18 protein-coding genes and 1 riboswitch are annotated in these 16,874 nt (G+C 65.5%); of the genes, 16 read left to right on the top strand and 2 right to left on the bottom strand.

Annotated features, from left to right (window positions below):
* Positions 1-288: 288 nt before the first annotated feature.
* From J2808_RS02940 to J2808_RS22235, 5 genes are all read left to right on the top strand, one after another.
* Positions 289-4,086 (top strand): multifunctional oxoglutarate decarboxylase/oxoglutarate dehydrogenase thiamine pyrophosphate-binding subunit/dihydrolipoyllysine-residue succinyltransferase subunit, encoded by a 3,798-nt coding sequence (locus J2808_RS02940; RefSeq protein WP_309811325.1) that lies wholly within the window; start codon positions 289-291, stop codon positions 4,084-4,086.
* Between the two features lie 120 nt (positions 4,087-4,206).
* The gene (locus J2808_RS02935; protein ID WP_309811322.1) at positions 4,207-4,806 is read left to right on the top strand and encodes a GDSL-type esterase/lipase family protein; all 600 of its coding nucleotides are present in this window, start codon (positions 4,207-4,209) and stop codon (positions 4,804-4,806) included.
* Positions 4,807-4,965: 159 nt separating this feature from the next.
* Positions 4,966-5,808 carry a DUF4097 family beta strand repeat-containing protein gene (locus J2808_RS02930; protein WP_309811320.1) on the top strand — a complete coding sequence of 281 codons (843 nt, stop codon included), beginning with the start codon at positions 4,966-4,968 and terminating at the stop codon, positions 5,806-5,808.
* Complete coding sequence (locus J2808_RS02925) at positions 5,808-6,422, top strand: PadR family transcriptional regulator (RefSeq protein ID WP_309811317.1); 615 nt, start codon at positions 5,808-5,810, stop codon at positions 6,420-6,422. The genes J2808_RS02930 and J2808_RS02925 overlap by 1 nt, the downstream gene beginning before the upstream one ends.
* 111 nt (positions 6,423-6,533) lie before the next feature.
* A complete protein-coding gene (locus J2808_RS22235; protein ID WP_104061284.1) occupies positions 6,534-6,608 on the top strand; it encodes a 50S ribosomal protein bL37 in 75 nt (24 codons plus the stop codon).
* Positions 6,609-6,728: 120 nt separating this feature from the next.
* On the opposite strand, the gene rsrA is transcribed toward J2808_RS22235, so the two are convergent.
* Both rsrA and J2808_RS02915 read right to left on the bottom strand, forming a co-directional pair.
* Positions 6,729-6,989, bottom strand: a complete 261-nt coding sequence (gene rsrA / locus J2808_RS02920; RefSeq protein ID WP_309811314.1) for a mycothiol system anti-sigma-R factor — start codon at positions 6,987-6,989, stop codon at positions 6,729-6,731.
* Positions 6,986-7,777, bottom strand: coding sequence for a sigma-70 family RNA polymerase sigma factor (locus J2808_RS02915; protein ID WP_397427969.1), 792 nt, complete (start codon positions 7,775-7,777; stop codon positions 6,986-6,988). Before J2808_RS02915 ends, rsrA begins: the two co-directional genes overlap by 4 nt.
* A gap of 323 nt (positions 7,778-8,100) precedes the next feature.
* Between J2808_RS02915 and J2808_RS02910 the strand changes: the two genes are divergently transcribed.
* The 11 genes from J2808_RS02910 (at position 8,101) to J2808_RS02860 (ending at position 16,874) form a co-directional block, all read left to right on the top strand.
* The gene (locus tag J2808_RS02910; RefSeq protein ID WP_309811310.1) at positions 8,101-8,637 is read left to right on the top strand and encodes a DoxX family protein; all 537 of its coding nucleotides are present in this window, start codon (positions 8,101-8,103) and stop codon (positions 8,635-8,637) included.
* 6 nt (positions 8,638-8,643) lie between these two features.
* On the top strand, positions 8,644-10,044 hold the full coding sequence (aroA, locus tag J2808_RS02905; RefSeq protein WP_309811307.1) for a 3-phosphoshikimate 1-carboxyvinyltransferase: 1,401 nt from the start codon (positions 8,644-8,646) through the stop codon (positions 10,042-10,044).
* Positions 10,028-11,143: a ribosome small subunit-dependent GTPase A gene (gene rsgA / locus J2808_RS02900; protein ID WP_309811304.1), complete on the top strand. Its 1,116-nt coding sequence runs from the start codon at positions 10,028-10,030 to the stop codon at positions 11,141-11,143. Before aroA ends, rsgA begins: the two co-directional genes overlap by 17 nt.
* A 54-nt stretch (positions 11,144-11,197) precedes the next feature.
* Positions 11,198-12,010, top strand: coding sequence for a histidinol-phosphatase (gene hisN, locus J2808_RS02895; protein WP_309811302.1), 813 nt, complete (start codon positions 11,198-11,200; stop codon positions 12,008-12,010).
* Between the two features lie 157 nt (positions 12,011-12,167).
* A riboswitch (SAM riboswitch) is annotated at positions 12,168-12,281 on the top strand.
* A gap of 35 nt (positions 12,282-12,316) precedes the next feature.
* Positions 12,317-13,738: an aminotransferase class V-fold PLP-dependent enzyme gene (locus tag J2808_RS02890; RefSeq protein WP_397427968.1), complete on the top strand. Its 1,422-nt coding sequence runs from the start codon at positions 12,317-12,319 to the stop codon at positions 13,736-13,738.
* Between the two features lie 92 nt (positions 13,739-13,830).
* Positions 13,831-14,589 (top strand): class I SAM-dependent methyltransferase, encoded by a 759-nt coding sequence (locus tag J2808_RS02885; protein WP_309811299.1) that lies wholly within the window; start codon positions 13,831-13,833, stop codon positions 14,587-14,589.
* A gap of 31 nt (positions 14,590-14,620) precedes the next feature.
* Complete coding sequence (locus J2808_RS02880; protein WP_309811295.1) at positions 14,621-15,337, top strand: metal-dependent transcriptional regulator; 717 nt, start codon at positions 14,621-14,623, stop codon at positions 15,335-15,337.
* A 28-nt stretch (positions 15,338-15,365) separates the two neighbouring features.
* Positions 15,366-15,764 (top strand): fluoride efflux transporter FluC, encoded by a 399-nt coding sequence (locus tag J2808_RS02875; protein ID WP_309811840.1) that lies wholly within the window; start codon positions 15,366-15,368, stop codon positions 15,762-15,764.
* Positions 15,765-15,777: 13 nt separating this feature from the next.
* On the top strand, positions 15,778-16,218 hold the full coding sequence (locus tag J2808_RS02870; RefSeq protein WP_309811292.1) for a fluoride efflux transporter FluC: 441 nt from the start codon (positions 15,778-15,780) through the stop codon (positions 16,216-16,218).
* A 68-nt stretch (positions 16,219-16,286) separates the two neighbouring features.
* On the top strand, positions 16,287-16,655 hold the full coding sequence (locus J2808_RS02865) for a hypothetical protein (protein ID WP_309811290.1): 369 nt from the start codon (positions 16,287-16,289) through the stop codon (positions 16,653-16,655).
* Positions 16,656-16,736: 81 nt separating this feature from the next.
* On the top strand, positions 16,737-16,874 hold the full coding sequence (locus J2808_RS02860; protein WP_190989671.1) for a hypothetical protein: 138 nt from the start codon (positions 16,737-16,739) through the stop codon (positions 16,872-16,874).

Here is a 16,874-nt window from a genome sequence, read left to right as displayed (position 1 = left end):
ATGTTCCGCTGACAGCCCCCAGGCCGGCACCTAGATTTACTGTCCATAAGAAGGTCAGTCTACAGGAGCGGATTGCGCCTTCCGTGTGGTCGTGGACGGCCCGGGTCTGCCATATTTCGTGATCTCTGCGTCATTCCATGATTTGGGTCACCGTTATTGGCAGTTAACACAGAATGCTCATTAGACTGGCAAAGGTCCGGGTTCAGGACGCAGAGACTGGTTCGATTGTTGTGCTAAGGCACCTTGGCGGCCAGAGAAAACCAAACTCATGGAAGAGGCGTAATTCAAGTGCCAGAGCAGCCTAGCCACCGTCTACCAGAGGAATTTGGCGGAAACGAGTGGCTCGTGGACGAACTGTACGAGCAGTACCAAAAGGACAAGAACACTGTGGACACTAAGTGGTGGCCTTTGTTCGAATCCTTCGACTCGGGCAGCGAATCGTCTTCCAACGGGAGCACGGCAACCGCCGCAGCCAACCCCGCCACACGTGAAATGCCTGCCGTAGCTCCGTCTGCGGCGCCTGCAGCACCTGCCCCGGCACCGTCGCCGGCCGCACAGCCTGCAGCACCCGCCGCCGCCCCGGCAGCGGCCAAAAAAGCCCCCGCAACGGTCGCCCGCGATGGCGCGAAGAAGGCCGAGCCCGGTAGCAGCGCACAGCCCATTCCCGCGCAGCTGCCCAAGAACGTCAAGGCACCGACGGCCCCCGAAGAAGACGTCGTCTCCGTCCTCCGGGGACCGGCCAAGGCCATTGCCACCAACATGGTCACCAGCCTCGAGGTCCCCACGGCCACGAGTGTCCGTGCCATCCCGGCCAAGCTGCTGATCGACAACCGCGTTGTCATCAACTCCAACCTTGCCCGCGCCCGCGGCGGCAAGGTTTCCTTCACGCACCTGATTGGCTACGCCGTCATCCGGGCGCTCGCCCAGTTCCCGTCCATGAACGTCTACTACGACGAAATTGATGGTAAGCCTGTTGCCGTCCAGCCGGCCCACGTCAACTTCGGCATCGCCATTGACATGCCCAAGCCGGACGGAACCCGCCTGCTGATGGTGCCGAACGTCAAGAAGGCGGAGACCCTCAACTTCTCCGAGTTCTGGCACACCTACGAGGACCTGATCAAGCGCGCCCGCAACGGCAAGCTGACCGCTGATGACCACTCGGGCACCACCGTGTCCCTGACCAACCCCGGCGGCATCGGCACCGTCCACTCCGTGCCGCGCCTTTCCAAGGGCCAGGCCGCCATCATCGGCGTCGGCGCACTGGATTACCCGGCCGAGTTCCAGGGTGCCAGCGAAAAGATCATCGCGCACAACGCCATCAGCAAGGTCCTCACGCTGACCTCCACCTATGACCACCGCGTCATCCAGGGTGCCGGCAGCGGCGAGTTCCTGAAGCTGGTGCACCAGCTGCTCCTCGGCGCCCAGAACTTCTACGACGAGATCTTCGAGTCGCTGCGTATCCCGTACGAGCCCGTTCGCTGGAGCCCCGACCTGCAGGTGGATCCCGCAGACCAAATCAACAAGGTTGCCCGGATCCAGCAGCTCATCCACTCCTACCGCGTTCGCGGTCACCTGATGGCTGACACCGATCCTTTGGAGTACGTCCAGCGCAAGCACCCGGACCTCGACGTCCTGACCTATGGGCTGACGCTCTGGGACCTGGACCGAGAGTGGCCCACCGGCGGCTTCGGCGGGGCACCCATGCTCAAGTTCCGCGACATCCTCGGCGTTCTCCGCGACGCGTACTGCCGCACCACGGGTATCGAGTACATGCACATCCAGGAACCGGACGAGCGCAAGTGGTTCCAGGACCAGCTGGAGCACGAGTACTCGAAGCCCAGCCGTGAAGAGCAGCTGCGCATTGTGTCCAGGCTCAACGCCGCAGAGGCCTTCGAAACCTTCCTGCAGACCAAGTTCGTCGGCCAGAAGCGCTTCTCCCTCGAAGGCGGCGAATCCCTGATTCCGCTGCTGGACGCCATCATTTCCGACGCCGCTGACGATGGCCTGGACGAGGTCGCGATCGGCATGGCCCACCGTGGCCGCCTGAATGTGCTGACCAACATCGCAGGCAAGACCTACGCCCAGGTGTTCCGCGAATTCGAAGGCACCCAGGATCCCCGCTCCGTGCAGGGTTCCGGCGACGTGAAGTACCACCTCGGTACCGAAGGCACGTTCACCTCCGAAAACGGCAACGAGACCAAGGTTTACCTTGCCGCCAACCCGTCCCACCTCGAGGCAGTCGACTCCGTGCTCGAGGGCATCGTCCGCGCCAAGCAGGACCGCCTGGACCAGGGCACGGCCTTCCCGGTCCTGCCCATCATGGTCCACGGCGACGCTGCGTTCGCAGGCCAGGGCGTGGTTGCCGAAACGCTGAACCTGTCCCAGCTCCGCGGCTACCGAACCGGCGGCACCATCCACGTGGTGGTCAACAACCAGGTGGGCTTCACCACCGCCCCGTCCTCATCGCGCTCGTCCACGTACTCCACGGACGTCGCCAAGATGATCCAGGCACCGGTGTTCCACGTGAACGGTGACGATCCCGAGGCCGTGGTCCGCATTGGCCAGCTCGCCTACGAGTTCCGCCAGCGCTTCCACAAGGACGTTGTGATCGACATGGTGTGCTACCGCCGCCGTGGCCACAACGAGGGCGACGACCCCTCGATGACCCAGCCCATGATGTACAACCTGATCGAAGCCAAGCGCTCCGTCCGCAAGCTGTACACCGAGGCCCTCATCGGCCGCGGCGACATCACCGAGGAAGAGGCAGAGCAGCTGCTCCGCGACTACCAGGAACGCCTGGAGCGGGTCTTCGCCGAAACGCACGCAGCCCAGACGTCGCCCATCCCGATCATCACCGCGGATTCCGCCGCCGTCTCGGACCTTGAACGTCCCATCGCCCAGCAGACCGATCTCGCCACCAACGCCCCGGCCTCCACCGCCATCTCGGCGGAAATGCTGGCACGGATCGGCCACGCACACATCGAAATCCCCGAGGGCTTCACCGTCCACGGCAAGCTCAAGCAGCTGCTCGAGAAGCGCGAGCAGATGTCGCGTGAAGGCGGCATCGACTGGGGCTTCGGCGAGATCGCCGCCTTTGGCTCGCTGATCATGGAAGGCGTCCCCGTCCGGCTCGCCGGCCAGGACTCCCGCCGCGGCACGTTCGTGCAGCGCCACGCCGTGTTCCACGACCGCGCCAACGGCAACGAATGGCTGCCCCTGGGCAACCTTTCGGACGACCAGGCCAAGCTGTGGATCTACGACTCCCTGCTGTCCGAATACGCCGCCATGGGGTTCGAATACGGCTACTCGGTGGAACGCCCGGATGCCCTGGTGCTGTGGGAAGCGCAGTTCGGTGACTTCGTCAACGGCGCGCAGACCATCATCGATGAGTTCATCTCCTCGGCCGAACAGAAGTGGGGCCAGCGCTCCTCCCTGGTCCTGATGCTGCCGCACGGCTACGAAGGCCAGGGCCCGGACCACTCCTCGGCCCGGATCGAACGCTTCCTGCTGATGTGCGCCGAAGAGAACATGATCGTCGCCAACCCCACCACAGCGGCATCGCACTTCCACCTTCTGCGCCGCCAGGCCTACAGCCGCCCGCGCAAGCCGCTGATCATCTTCACGCCGAAGCAGCTGCTGCGCCTCAAGGCTGCCGCCTCGTCCGTGGAGGACTTCACCAACGGCACCTTCCGCCCCGTCATCGGTGACCATGAGCAACTGGCCGCAGACGCCGTCGAACGCGTACTGCTGGTATCCGGCCGTCTCTACTACGACCTTCTGTCCACCCGGCAGAAGACCGATGACAAGACCACCGCGATTGTCCGCGTGGAGCAGCTGTACCCGCTGCCGCACGAGGAAATCGCGGCGGAACTGGCCAAGTACCCGAACGCCGAGGTTGTCTGGGCACAGGACGAGCCCGCCAACCAGGGACCGTGGCCGTTTATGGGCCTGCACCTCCCGGAGGCGCTGGACCGGCGCGTCCGCCTGGTGTCGCGGCCTGCCTCGGCCTCCACGGCTGCCGGCTCCATGAAGCGGCACGCCGCCGAGCAGGATACGCTCCTGAAGCAGGCATTTGCACGGAAGTAGTACCAGTGGCTGCCCGGCCGGACGTCGAAATACCAGACTCCGGCCGGGCAGTTCTGTTTAATGGGATGGACCATAGCCACGCCGACTGGCAACAGCCGGCACGGACGTTAAGAGGGACTTGTGGAAGACAGGAAGCTGCGGCTCGCAGCTGTTGGAGATGAACTGCTGGCCGGGCTGGGCGATCCCAGGGCGCTCGGCTGGCTGGGCCGCGTGCTGGCCCGCACTCCGCAGGACGGCCTGGCCATGGAAAGCTACGCCCTCCCCTGTCCCCAGGAAGGCACGGAGGGCCTCGCTGCCCGCTGGCTGGAAGAAGCCGGCCGCCGATTCGGTGACAACCACGAGAACCGCCTCGTGATCGGCCTTTCGGGCCGCGACATCGAGTTCGGCCTCTCGACGGCCCGCAGCCGCCTGAACCTGGCCAACATCCTCGATACGGCGTCGCAGAACCGGATCGAAGTCTTTGTGGTGGGGCCGCCCCCCACGCTGGATCCTGCCCAGAACCGCCGCCTTGCCGAGCTGAACACCGCCTTCGCGGACGTCACCACCCGGCGTAAGCACCTGTACGTGGACACCTTCTCCCCGCTCCTGAACCACGAACAGTGGCGGCAGGACCTCGCCGCTAATAACGGCACTCCCGGGCAGGCCGGGTATGGGCTGATGGCGTGGCTTGTCCTGCACCGTGGCTGGTTCCAGTGGCTGAAGATGGACGCGCCCGAGTAGCACCCCCGAACGCTCCCTCACCTAACGTCGCTTTTCGGCTAACCCTCCCGCACTCAAGGCAACCTCCATCGGGCTGTATCGCGATATATCTTGACCCGCCCCCGGCCGCGTTGTATCTTGAGGTAGTCAGTCACGATATATCGCGGTCTTGGAGGATGCATGTCAGAGAACAACTGGACCGTCACCGGCCCGCAGGTCATTGACGTCGATAACGTCAGGTCCCTGAAGCTCGGCATGGTCCGCGGGAGGTTCGATGTCGTCACGCACGGCGATTCCTTTGCCCGCGTGGAAATCAACGAGGTTCAGGGCGATCCCGTGGCCGTTTCGCTGACCGAGGGAAGGCTCGAGGTCCGCCACCAGCTCCACGGCCCGCAGGGCTGGTTCAAAAACCTGATGGGCACGGTCAACCACAACAGCAACAATTCGGCAGTCATCAGCATCGCCGTGCCTGCCGGCGTCGACGTGGAAGCCGGCACGGTCAGCGGGGACGGTCTGGTCTCCGGCGTCAGCGGCCACACCCGGCTCAACACCGTTTCGGGTTCCGTCATGGCAGATGGTACGTCCGGGCAACTGGACGTCAACACCGTCAGCGGCGAGGTCATCGCCCGGAACCACGACGGCGTCCTGACCGCCAAGAGCGTCTCCGGCGAGGTGACAGCGTCCGGCCGGTTCACCAACATCCGGGCCAACACCGTCAGCGGTGACCTGAGTTTCGACCTGCTCAGCTTCACCAATGACTTCGGCGCCAATTCCGTCTCGGGCGACGTCACCATCCGGCTGCCCCATGACGTCGGCGTGGACATCGTGGCGAAATCAGCCAGCGGCGTCGTAGTGATCGATGACCATCAGTACTCACAACCCGGCGGCAAGGTGGAAACCATTGCCGGCCCTGACGGCAAGCTCATGCTGGTCCGGACCAACTCCGTTTCCGGCAAGACGTCCATCTTCCACGGACAGCCGGCCCGGAACGAGGAAACACAAAAGCCGGAAGCTGGGCACTAATGCCCCCGGTGTTCGCCCATGGTGCGCTTCGGCTGTACCTTCTGGCCCTGCTGGAGTCCGGGCCCAAGCATGGCTATGAACTGATCAAGGCGCTCAGTGAGCGTTTCGGCGGCACCTACTCCCCCAGCGCAGGAACCATCTATCCGCGCCTGGGGAAGCTGGAGGAGGAGGGGCTCGTGGCCACCGAGTCAGCGGGCCGCCGCACCAACTACCGCATCACGGAGGCGGGGCTCGCGGAGCTGAACAAGCGGCGGGACGAACTCGCCGGCGTCGAAAACGACATCTCCGCCTCGGTCCGCCGGCTGGCGGACAACCTGCGCGCGGACATCCGCGCCAATATGCGTGGGCTGCGTGCCGATCTGGCCGCCACCGCCGAAGCGGCCCGGTCCACGGCCCGCGCCGCCGACTTCAGGAAGGTTGGCACCCGGCAGCCCTCCGAGGGGGTTCGCGAACTCAAGGAAGCCGAGATGCTGCTCCAGGCGTTCCGGGACGATCTCCGCGTGGAACTTCGCCTGCAAGCCAGCCGGCACCCACTCAGCCCCGTCACCCTGGAAACCGTCAGGACCGTGCTGGACCAGGCGCGCATCTCCATCCGCAACTCGCTGCCGGGCTAAGCCGCAGGTCGCCGTTGTTTACGGGAGGCGTTTCGCGTTTCGCAGCGTGTCCCATGGTGTGGGAGACTTGAGGGCAGCTCTTTTGAGTAACAACATTTAAGGAGGCCAGCTATGAGCAAGCGTGCACGTAAACGTCGTGACCGTAAGCGTGGCGGCGCGAACCACGGGAAGCGCCCCAACGCCTAAGCAAATGCTTGGAGTATCGGTTTAAGCGAAGGACCCCGGAAGCCACTCGGCTTCCGGGGTCCTTCGTCTATGCCTGCAATGAGGTGTCAGGCCGCCACACCGGGCGGATGTCCGCCCAGGTCAGGCGTCCACGGGCCGGATTGAGTGGATCCGGTCCAGGATCGCGTTCTTCAGGTTGGCCGGCGCAGCCTCGGTGCAGGACCGCTTGACCAGGTTGCGAATGACGCACTCCAGGTCATACTCTTCGGTGCATTCAGGACAGTCGTCAAGGTGGTGCTTGATTTCCGTGATGTCCTCGCGGGTCAGTGCTCCGTCGAGGTACTCGTAGATCCGTTGCATCCGGGCGTCATCGCAGTCGCCCAATCCCTGGCAGTCGTTCATTTCCTGTTCTCCTGTTTTGTGGTCGCGGCCGTGTCCTGTGATTCGACGGCGCCTTTGAATCCTCGTTCGGCGGCATAGTCCGCCAGCAGGTCCCGCAACATTTTCCGGCCGCGGTGAAGCCGGGACATCACGGTACCAATGGGCGTGTTCATGATGTCCGAAATTTCCTTGTACGCGAAGCCCTCGACGTCGGCAAAATACACGGCCAGCCGGAACTCCTCCGGAATGGCTTGCAGCGCCCGTTTGACGTCCGAATCGGGCAAGTGGTCCAGTGCCTCGGCCTCGGCGGACCGCAGGCCGCGGGATGTGTGCGACTCCGCCCGGGCCAACTGCCAGTCCTCGATGGTGTCCGAGTTCGACTGCAACGGCTCGCGCTGGCGCTTGCGGTAAAGATTGATGTACGTGTTCGTCAGGATCCGGTACAGCCACGCCTTGAGGTTCGTACCCGGCTTGTACTGGTGGAAAGCGGAAAACGCCTTGGTGTAGGCCTCCTGCACGAGGTCCTCAGCGTCTGAGGGATTCCTGGCCATGCGCATGGCAGCCGAGTAGAGCTGGTCCACGTACTGCATGGCGTCGCGCTCGAAACGGATCCGGCGTTCTTCGGCTGTCTCAGTGGCGGTGTCCACGGCCTGCTCGGACGCCCCAGGTTCCGGCGCTGCCGCCTCGGTTTCAGGTTCCTTCTGGCCAGACCCGGACGCAGCCGCATCGGACTGCGCATCGCCGCCACGTTTTTCGTTGCGTCGCGAGGCCTCATACGTGGCCTCAACGGCCGGATCAACGGTACTCATTGCGCTCAAGTCTACTGTGACGGCTTTGGCACGCGGCGTACCGTACTCCGGAGGATCGGATTCCAGAGCCTGCATTGCTACGGGGCCGGACGTCTCCAGTCCGTCCTTCAGTAACCTCAAGGGCAACTCCACTCTCTTCAGGCGAATATGAGTCAGGCCAACTCACGCCAGGTAAATATCTGGCCGGACATCCCCACGGCCGGCCGCTGTTCGACGGACCCGCAATTCATAACCTCCGGCGGCAGGCAAATATTCCTCAAAAGTGCAAGACTAGAACGGACTTCGCCGCATTCGACGCGGTTCGTCCACCCAGGAGGAAACCCATGTCCTTTGTCCGCACGCTCGCCCGCCCCATGCTGGCTTCCAGTTTCATTATCGCCGGGCTGGATAAGCTCAAGAACGCAGACGACACCGCCACGCAGCTCTCACCCCTGCTGCAGAAGGCCGCCGCCTCCCTGCCGTTTCAGGCTGACGAAAAGATGCTGGCGCGGGTTATCGGCGGCACGCAGGTGGGTGCCGGCGTCCTGTTCGGCCTGGGCAAGTTCAGCCGCCTCTCGGCGACCCTGCTGACCGTCATCTCGCTTCTTAACACGTTTGTGGAATGGCGAAGCGCGGACATCAGCACCAAAGAAGGCCGCGAAGCGCGCCGGAACCAGCTCCTTAAGAACGTTTCCCTGAGTGGCGGCGCCCTGCTGGCCTCCGTGGATACCGCCGGCAAGCCGGGCCTGGCCTGGCGTGCCGAGCACCTTGCAGCCGATGCCCGGAAGACCGCGGCCGGCGCCAAGAAGACCACCGGCAAGCAGATCCACAAGGCGGACAAGGCCGTGCGCCGCGCAGTAGAGCATGCAACGGGAGCGTAAGGACGGATGACCGGTTCCACCCCGCCTGCAGCCACCGACTCAACCAGATCCGCCGACGCCGTCCCGTACTGGCCCGCGCCGTTTGCCGACCGTCCCATCAATGCCACGGTTACGGTGCCGGGTTCAAAGTCCCTGACCAACAGGTTCCTTGTCCTGGCCGCACTGGCTGACGGCCCGTCCCGGCTGCGGGCGCCCCTGCATTCGCGCGACTCTGCCCTGATGATTGATGCCCTCCGCCAGTTGGGCGCCACCATTACCGAGGTGCCGGGCGACGGCGCGTTTGGGCCGGACCTTGAAGTCATACCCTTGAGCCCGGAGGCACCGTCGTCACGGACGCACATCGATTGCGGCCTGGCGGGAACGGTCATGCGCTTCGTGCCGCCGCTCGCGGCGCTGCGGAAGGGTGCCAGCGTTTTCGACGGTGACCCCCACGCCCGCAAGCGCCCCATGGGCACCATCATCGAGGCGCTGCAAGCGCTCGGTGTGGACCTGACAGCGGACGACGGCGGGACCCCCTCCGCACTGCCGTTCACCGTTGAAGGCACTGGGGAAGTCCGCGGCGGCCACCTGGTGATCGACGCCAGCGCGTCATCACAGTTTGTTTCGGCCCTCCTGCTGGTGGGTGCGCGGTTCACCGACGGGCTCCACCTGGAACATGCGGGCGGGCCGGTGCCCAGCCTGGACCATATCAACATGACCGTGGCTGTCCTGCGCGGAGTGGGTGTGTCTGTGGACAATTCCGTCCCCAACCACTGGGTAGTGGCCCCGGGACCCATCCGTGCTTTTGATCAGCGCATCGAACAGGACCTCTCCAATGCGGGCCCGTTCCTGGCTGCGGCCCTGGCTTCCGGCGGGACGGTGCGGATCCCGAATTGGCCCACCGGCACCACCCAGGTTGGAGATCTTTGGCGCAGCATCCTCCCGGAAATGGGCGCAAAAGTCAGCCTGGCTGATGGCGTCCTGACCGTGACGGGCGGACCCGAGATCCAGGGTGCGGATTTTGACGAGACAAGCGAGCTCGCCCCCACGGTGGCGGCACTGTGTGCCTTGGCCAGCGGACCGTCGCGGCTGACCGGCATCGCCCACCTGCGTGGCCATGAGACTGACCGGCTGGCAGCGTTGGTCACCGAAATCAACCGGCTCGGCGGTGATGCCGAGGAAACCAGCGATGGGCTGGTGATCCGCCCGGCCAAGCTGCGCGCCGGCGTGGTACATACGTACGCGGACCACCGAATGGCCACGGCCGGAGCCATCCTGGGCCTGGCCGTGCCGGGCATCGAAGTGCAGGACATCGCCACCACTGCCAAGACCATGCCTGAGTTCCCGCAGATGTGGGCGGACATGCTGGCACAGGGCCCCGAGTCCGGTGCCGGAACGGAAGGTTCCAGCGGTGGCTCGCAGCACTGATTCCTGGGACGAGTCCGACGTCCGGGTCCGACCCAGCAAAAAAGGCTCCAGGCCGCGCACCAAGGACCGCCCCAGCCACGACGACGCCGTCACGGGCCGCATCATCACCGTGGACCGCGGCCGGTACACCGCCGTCGTGGGTGAGGACTCGGGCGATGAGCGGATCATCATTGCCGCACGGGCCCGTGAACTGCGCCGTTCCCCCGTGGTGGCCGGCGACTTCGTTTCCCTCGTGGGGGACGTCTCCGGCGAGCCCGACACCCTGGCCAGGCTGGTCCGGATCCAGGACCGCCGCACATTGTTGCGCCGCAGCGCAGATGACACGGATCCCATCGAGCGTGCTGTGGTGGCCAACGCCGATCAGCTGGTGGTGGTGGTGGCCGCCGCGAACCCGGAGCCACGCACCGGATTCATCGACCGCGCCCTGGTGGCAGCGTACGACGCCGGCATTGAGCCGCTGCTGCTCGTCACCAAGGCGGACGTCAAGGATCCCGCGGAGCTGTTGTCCAACTATGAGCACCTGGACTTCCCGGTGATCATCAGCCGCACGTCGGATTCCGAGGCCTCAGGTATTGATGCCCGCTCCGACGACGGCCTCTCGGCCCGCCTGGACAGTGATGCGGTTTCGCAGCTCCGCGCGCACCTCGTGGGCAAGGTTTCGGTGATGTTGGGTCATTCCGGCGTGGGCAAGTCCACCATGGTCAACGCGCTCACCGGGGCCGAACGGGCTACCGGTGGCGTGAACGCGGTGACGGGCCGCGGCCGCCACACGTCGTCGTCGGCCCTTGCCCTGAAGCTGACGGGAGCTCCCGCCGGAAGCTGGATCATCGACACCCCTGGCATCCGCTCCTTCGGCCTCGCCCATGTGGACCCGGACCGGATCCTGAGGTCCTTCCCGGACCTGGAGCCCGGCACGGATGCCTGCGAGCGTGGCTGCAAGCACAACACCGCGGCCGTCAACTGCGGAGTGGATGCCTGGGTGGCTGCCGGCCACGCGGGCCCCACCGGCCCGGCCCGGCTCGCGTCCCTGCGGCGGCTGCTGGGCACCGATCCCCGCCTCGTGGGCCAGGAAACCAAGGAACTGGGCAGCATAGGCTAGAGGCCTAGGGCCGACGTCCCCGCCCGCGTGGCCGTTAGACGGTAGTTTGGAGACATGATCCAACCCGCTTCGAGCTACAACGATGACCTGCGCCTGGCCCATGTGCTGGCCGATTCCGTGGATGACCAGACCATGAGCCGCTTCAAGGCGCTGGACCTGCACATCGAGACCAAGCCAGACCTGACGCCGGTCACTGACGCGGACAAGTCGGCCGAGGAAGCCATCCGAGGCCAGCTGTCCCGCTCGCGCCCCCGGGACGCCGTGCTCGGTGAGGAATTCGGCAGCTCGGGCCACGGCTCCCGCCGCTGGATCATCGATCCGATCGACGGCACCAAGAACTTTGTCCGCGGCGTCCCTGTCTGGGCCACCCTGATCGCCCTCGTGGACGAGGGCGAACCCGTCGTGGGTGTAGTCAGTGCGCCCGCGCTCGGCAAGCGCTGGTGGGCCGCAAAGGGTGCCGGCGCCTACATGGGCAGGTCCCTCGCCGCGGCAACCCGGCTCCGCGTCTCAAATGTGTCCAACCTTGCGGATGCGTCACTGTCTTATTCGAGCCTGGGCGGCTGGAAGGAACGCGGCAACCTGGATGAGTTCCTGGGCCTGACCGACGACGTCTGGCGTACGCGCGCATACGGTGACTTCTGGTCCTACTGCATGGTGGCTGAAGGCTCCGTTGACATTGCCTGCGAGCCCGAATTGAACCTGTACGACATGGCAGCCCTGGTTCCCATCGTGGTGGAGGCCGGCGGCCGATTCACGTCGCTTGAGGGACAGGATGGTCCGTTCGGTGGCAACGCGCTGGCCACCAACTCGATCCTGCACTCCGAGGTCCTCAAGCGGCTGAACCCGGGCTTGGACGACCTGCTTTAGATCAGATTGCCGAATTATCGACGGCGGGCGCCCCCTGAAGGGGGTGCCCGCCGTTGTATCTTCGGCAAATATGCGGATGCCGAAATGCACGTAACAAAGTCCTTAACATTCGGCCGGGCTTTTCCGCTGCCCCGGCAATGTCCTACGCTCTTTAACAGGTCACGAGTGCCAGCGCTAAACCCCGGTTTGCTGGCCGGCAACCCTCCATTCGCGGTGGGGTGCCCCGGGTGACGACCAGGCCGGTCCGGAACGGACCCGGCAAGCGCGGATTCCCGGGACCGGGAGTCCTATTCAAGTGAGGTCTCCGTGACAACTGCCACCGTCTCCCCCGCCATCCAGAACCCCGACAGCACAGCTCTTTCCAGCGAACTGGCCGCCATTGCAGGACGCCCCCTGTCCGCCGTCACCGGCGCGGAAATCCAGGCACCGCTGATCCAGGGCGGGCACGTCCGGTACGCCAACCTTGACTACGGCGCATCCGCCCCCGCCCTCTCAGTGGTGTCGGCCTACCTCAACGAGATCCTGCCGTACTACGCCAGTGTCCACCGCGGTGCCGGCTATGCGTCACAGATCAGCACATCCGTCTACGAAAACGCCCGCGACATCGTCCGGGACTTCGTGGGCGGGCGGAGGGACGATTCCGTCATCTTCACGCGCAACACCACTGACTCGCTGAACCTGCTCGCTGGCTGCCTGCCGCACACAGACGGCCGTCCTGCCGGCGACGTCCTCTACCTGGACATCGAACACCACGCCAACCTGCTGCCGTGGCAGGGCGTACCGCACCGGAGCGTTGTGGCCGCGCCCACCATCGCGGGGACCATCGAGGCACTCCGTGCCGAACTTCAGCAGGGCCAGGTGAGCCTGCTCGCTGTCACCGGCGCCTCCAACGTGACCGGCGAGATCCTCCCGATCCGTGCCCTCGCTGCGCTGGCCCATGATTACGGCGCCCGCATCGTGGTGGACGCCGCCCAGCTCGCCCCGCACCGACGCATCAACATCAGCGCGGACGACGTCGATTACCTCGCTTTCTCGGGCCACAAGCTGTACGCACCGTTCGGCGCCGGAGTCCTGGTGGGGCGCACCGACTGGCTCGACGCCGGCACTCCGCACCTGGCAGGCGGCGGCGCCGTGCGCGAAGCAAGGCTCGACGGCGTCAGCTGGGCCACCGGCCCGGCCCGCCACGAGGGGGGCTCACCCAACGTCCTTGGTGCGGCCACACTGGCCCGCGCCACTGAGGTCATCGCATCACTGGACCAGGACCGCTGGCACGCCCACGAGTCGGCCATCAGGTCCCATCTGGTGGAAGGCCTGCAGAACATCGACGGCGTTACCGTCCACCAGATCTTCTCGGACACCGACCCCGGCACCGGCACCATCGGTGTAGTGAACTTCTCGGTGGCGGGTTACGACGCCGGACTGGTGGCCGCATATCTGTCGGCCGAGCACGGCGTGGGCCTTCGGGACGGCCGCTTCTGCGCGCACCCGCTGCTGAAGCGACTCGGCCTCCCGTCGGGATCACTGCGCGCCAGCTTCGGCGTGGGCTCCCGGCTGGAAGACGCCCAGCGGCTCCTCGCCGGCCTCGAACAGCTCCGCCGCACGGGCCTGGGCTGGGACTACGTGGTGGATTCCGGCCGCTGGGTTCCGGCCAACGACACCCGCACTTATCCGGCCTGGGCACCGAACACGCCCGGAACCGCAGGCGCGGCTCCCTGCCTCGACGACTGAGCCCGGCCCCTGACCCTGCCACTGACTGACGCTGCCCGGCCATGCGGTAAATTCGAAGGATACCCATGGACATCAGCTGAAGGAGGCCGCACGTGGCACGGGGTGGCCCAAAGCTCGACCACGGACGCCGCCTGGAGCTCGGACAGAGCTTCCAGGACGGCGGCGAACACTACCAGCGCGTACGTCCGGGCTACCCGGGTGATTCCGCGGATTGGCTGGTCCCGGCAGGAGCCCGCGATGCCGTTGATGTGGGTGCCGGCACCGGCAAGTTCGCCGCACTACTCCTGGAACGCGGCCTCGCCGTCTCGGCTGTGGACCCGTCCCCCGACATGCTCGAACAGCTTCGGACCCATTACCCGGCGGTCGCGGCAACCCAGGGAACAGCCGAGGCCACCGGCCTCGCGGACTCAGCGTTCGACGTCGTGAGCGTTGCCCAGGCGTGGCACTGGTGCGATCCGCTGCCCGCCAGTACCGAACTGGCGCGGATCCTCCGCCCCGGCGGAACACTGGGGCTGATCTGGAACCAGCTGGACACGTCGGTGCCGTGGGTGCACAGGATGTCGCGCATTATGCATGCCGGCGACGTCTACAAACCTGGCTTCCGGCCAGTGGTGGGGCCGGAATTCAAGGGCCTTGAGAGCCATGTGACCCGCTGGGAGGACTGCCTCAGCACGTCGGACATCATGGAGCTGACAAAGTCACGCAGCTACTATCTGCGTGCCGGCGAAGCCACCCGGAGCAAGGTCCTGGCAAACCTCGACTGGTACCTGCACGAGCATCTGGGGCATAACGCCGGAGACGACATCAGCTTGCCGTACCTGACCCTGACGTGGCGGGCCCGCAAGGCGTGAGCGCCGCGGACCACCGGGTAGGCTTGGAATCGTGAAGACCAGCGCCCCCTCCTCCTCCATCGAGGACTACGTCAAGGTCATCTACGGCTTCACGGAGTGGCAGGACAAACCCATCACGTCCTCCCAGCTGGCGCAGCGCCTCGGCGTGGCCAACTCCTCGGTCTCGGAGATGGTCCGCAAGCTCAAGGACCAGGGCCTGGTGGACCACAAACCGTACAGCGCCATCACCCTCACAGCCGCCGGCATCCGGCTGGCACTGTCCATGGTCCGCCGCCACCGGCTCATTGAGACCTACCTCGTGCAGGAACTCGGCTACCGCTGGGACGAAGTCCATGACGAAGCCGAACTCCTTGAGCATGCCGTCTCGGACACTTTTATTGAGCGTATGGCGGCAAAACTGGGCGACCCACAGCGTGACCCGCACGGGGATCCGATCCCGACGGCGGACGGGGCAGTCCTCATGCCCGAGGCGCACCTGCTTGGTGAACTCGACACCGGGCACACGGGCCGGATCACCCGGATCAGCGACGAGAATCCGGACCTGCTCCGCTACCTTTCAGCCGAGGGAATCGACCTCGATGCAGATGTTCAGGTCTTGGGCCGCAAGCCTTTCGGCGGGGCCCTGGTGGTGCGGATCAGCAACGCCGGCAAGACGCAGGACTTTGACCTCGCCGATGAAGTGACGGCCGCGCTTTGGGTCCACAGCGACCACCCGCACGACGGTTGTACCCTGGGCACTGCTGAATGACAGGCGCGGCTGCGTGACAAGCTCCGGCATGCCGGACTGGCGCGCCTGGCTTGCCGTGGCGGCTGGCGGATTGGCTGGTACTGAGCTTCGTTACGGATTGGGGCTCGCCTTCCCCGACGCTGCCGGAGCCGTACCGTGGACCACCCTGGGCATCAACGTTGCCGGGAGTTTCGTCCTGGCTGCCCTCACCACCCTGTGGATCGCCCGGCCGCACACCGCCTTCTGGCTCCGGGCCGGCCTGGGACCGGGGCTGCTGGGTTCCTTCACCACATTTTCGGCGGTGGTTTTTTCGATTGACCAACTGGCGCGGGCCGGCGATCATCCGGTATGGGTTGTCTACCTGGGGTTGTCGCTGCTGCTAGGTTTGGGCGCTGCGGCCGGAGGCTGGCGAACAGGCCGGCTCATGGCTGACCGGGTGGCTTCGTAATGGGCGCAGTCCCGTGACCGGTGCTGTCCTGGTGGGAGTCTTCGGTGTGGCTGGAGCCCTGTTGCGTTTCGCCGTCGACAGCTGGTTTGCCCACCACACGTGGCGGCCCGGTCTTGGCAGTCGCCCCGAACGCACCGGTCGCGCCGGTATCAGCGGAAGCGCCGGCGACGGCACGCCCCGGCACTGGCCGTGGGCCACCCTGGTGGTTAACGTCACGGGCTGCCTCATTATCGGTCTGTCCATCGGGATCACGGGAAGACTCGGCATGGCGCCCGAGTGGCAGAGCGCCGTCGCGACAGGTCTGGCCGGCGGGCTGACCACCTTCAGTTCCTGGACGACGGCAACGGTCCGGCTTGTGAGCGAGTCACGGTTCGGTGCCGCCGTGCTCAATGTCGGCGCCAACCTGGTTGCAGGCTTTGCCGCGGCGGCTGTGGGCATGGCCCTCGCATCGTAGTCCGGCCACCCCTGTGGCGACGGCGTTCAAACCGGCGGGTTTGGTCCCGTCCCGTATCGTTGACTCTGATGATTAGCAGACGCGACGCGGCAATTGCCCTTGATGTACCGATGGAAATGGCCCAGCGCCATGGCATCCCCAAACGCCTCACCGAGGCGGAGCTGGGCGAAATCCTGGACAACCCGCCGGCCTGGCTGGTCCAGTCGCGGGCCAACCGCACGGGCAAGCGCCCGGTATGGGTGCACCTCGAATGCGCTGTTTGCGGCTACGAGGAAGCGGCGCGTCCCAAGAAGTGGTGGCCGGACTTCACCTATGTCGTGTGCGAACACCACTCTCCGGATGAGGTGCCGAGGCCCCGGACGGGCTTCATCAGGAGCGAGTTCGACGGCGTCGGGACCCGTTTTGTGGGCATCGCCGACGTCTCCGCTCCGGCCTGATTCCGGGCATTTCATTCGGCGCCGATCAGGCGTATTTTACGAAGTGGGACGCATCCCGTCCCGCGTCGTAAGGAGCACGCAATGCCGGACAAGTCACCACACCAGCAGCTGAACAAAAAGCCAGTCAAGACCATCAAGGAAAAACGCGCGGAGAAAAAGGCGAAGAACCCGATCGAAGGCGCACAGGATCCGGTGGCGCACCTGAAGAAGCGCCGGTAG

Source organism: Pseudarthrobacter sulfonivorans (genome assembly GCF_031454915.1).
Lineage (GTDB): Bacteria > Actinomycetota > Actinomycetes > Actinomycetales > Micrococcaceae > Arthrobacter > Arthrobacter sulfonivorans_C.
The sequence above is the reverse complement of the archived record's forward strand: the minus strand, read 5'-3'. Positions and strand labels throughout refer to the sequence as shown.

What these genes read in the sequence shown, in the direction of transcription:
- J2808_RS02865 (WP_309811290.1), top strand. Translation starts at nt 16,287, where the DNA reads ATGATTAGCAGACGCGACGCGGCAATTGCCCTTGATGTACCGATGGAA.
- J2808_RS02930 (WP_309811320.1), top strand. Translation starts at nt 4,966, where the DNA reads ATGTCAGAGAACAACTGGACCGTCACCGGCCCGCAGGTCATTGACGTC.
- rsrA (WP_309811314.1), bottom strand. Translation starts at nt 6,989, where the DNA reads ATGAACGACTGCCAGGGATTGGGCGACTGCGATGACGCCCGGATGCAA.
- J2808_RS02915 (WP_397427969.1), bottom strand. Translation starts at nt 7,777, where the DNA reads ATGAGTACCGTTGATCCGGCCGTTGAGGCCACGTATGAGGCCTCGCGA.
- J2808_RS02910 (WP_309811310.1), top strand. Translation starts at nt 8,101, where the DNA reads ATGTCCTTTGTCCGCACGCTCGCCCGCCCCATGCTGGCTTCCAGTTTC.
- aroA (WP_309811307.1), top strand. Translation starts at nt 8,644, where the DNA reads ATGACCGGTTCCACCCCGCCTGCAGCCACCGACTCAACCAGATCCGCC.
- J2808_RS02925 (WP_309811317.1), top strand. Translation starts at nt 5,808, where the DNA reads ATGCCCCCGGTGTTCGCCCATGGTGCGCTTCGGCTGTACCTTCTGGCC.
- J2808_RS02875 (WP_309811840.1), top strand. Translation starts at nt 15,366, where the DNA reads ATGCCGGACTGGCGCGCCTGGCTTGCCGTGGCGGCTGGCGGATTGGCT.
- hisN (WP_309811302.1), top strand. Translation starts at nt 11,198, where the DNA reads ATGATCCAACCCGCTTCGAGCTACAACGATGACCTGCGCCTGGCCCAT.
- J2808_RS02860 (WP_190989671.1), top strand. Translation starts at nt 16,737, where the DNA reads ATGCCGGACAAGTCACCACACCAGCAGCTGAACAAAAAGCCAGTCAAG.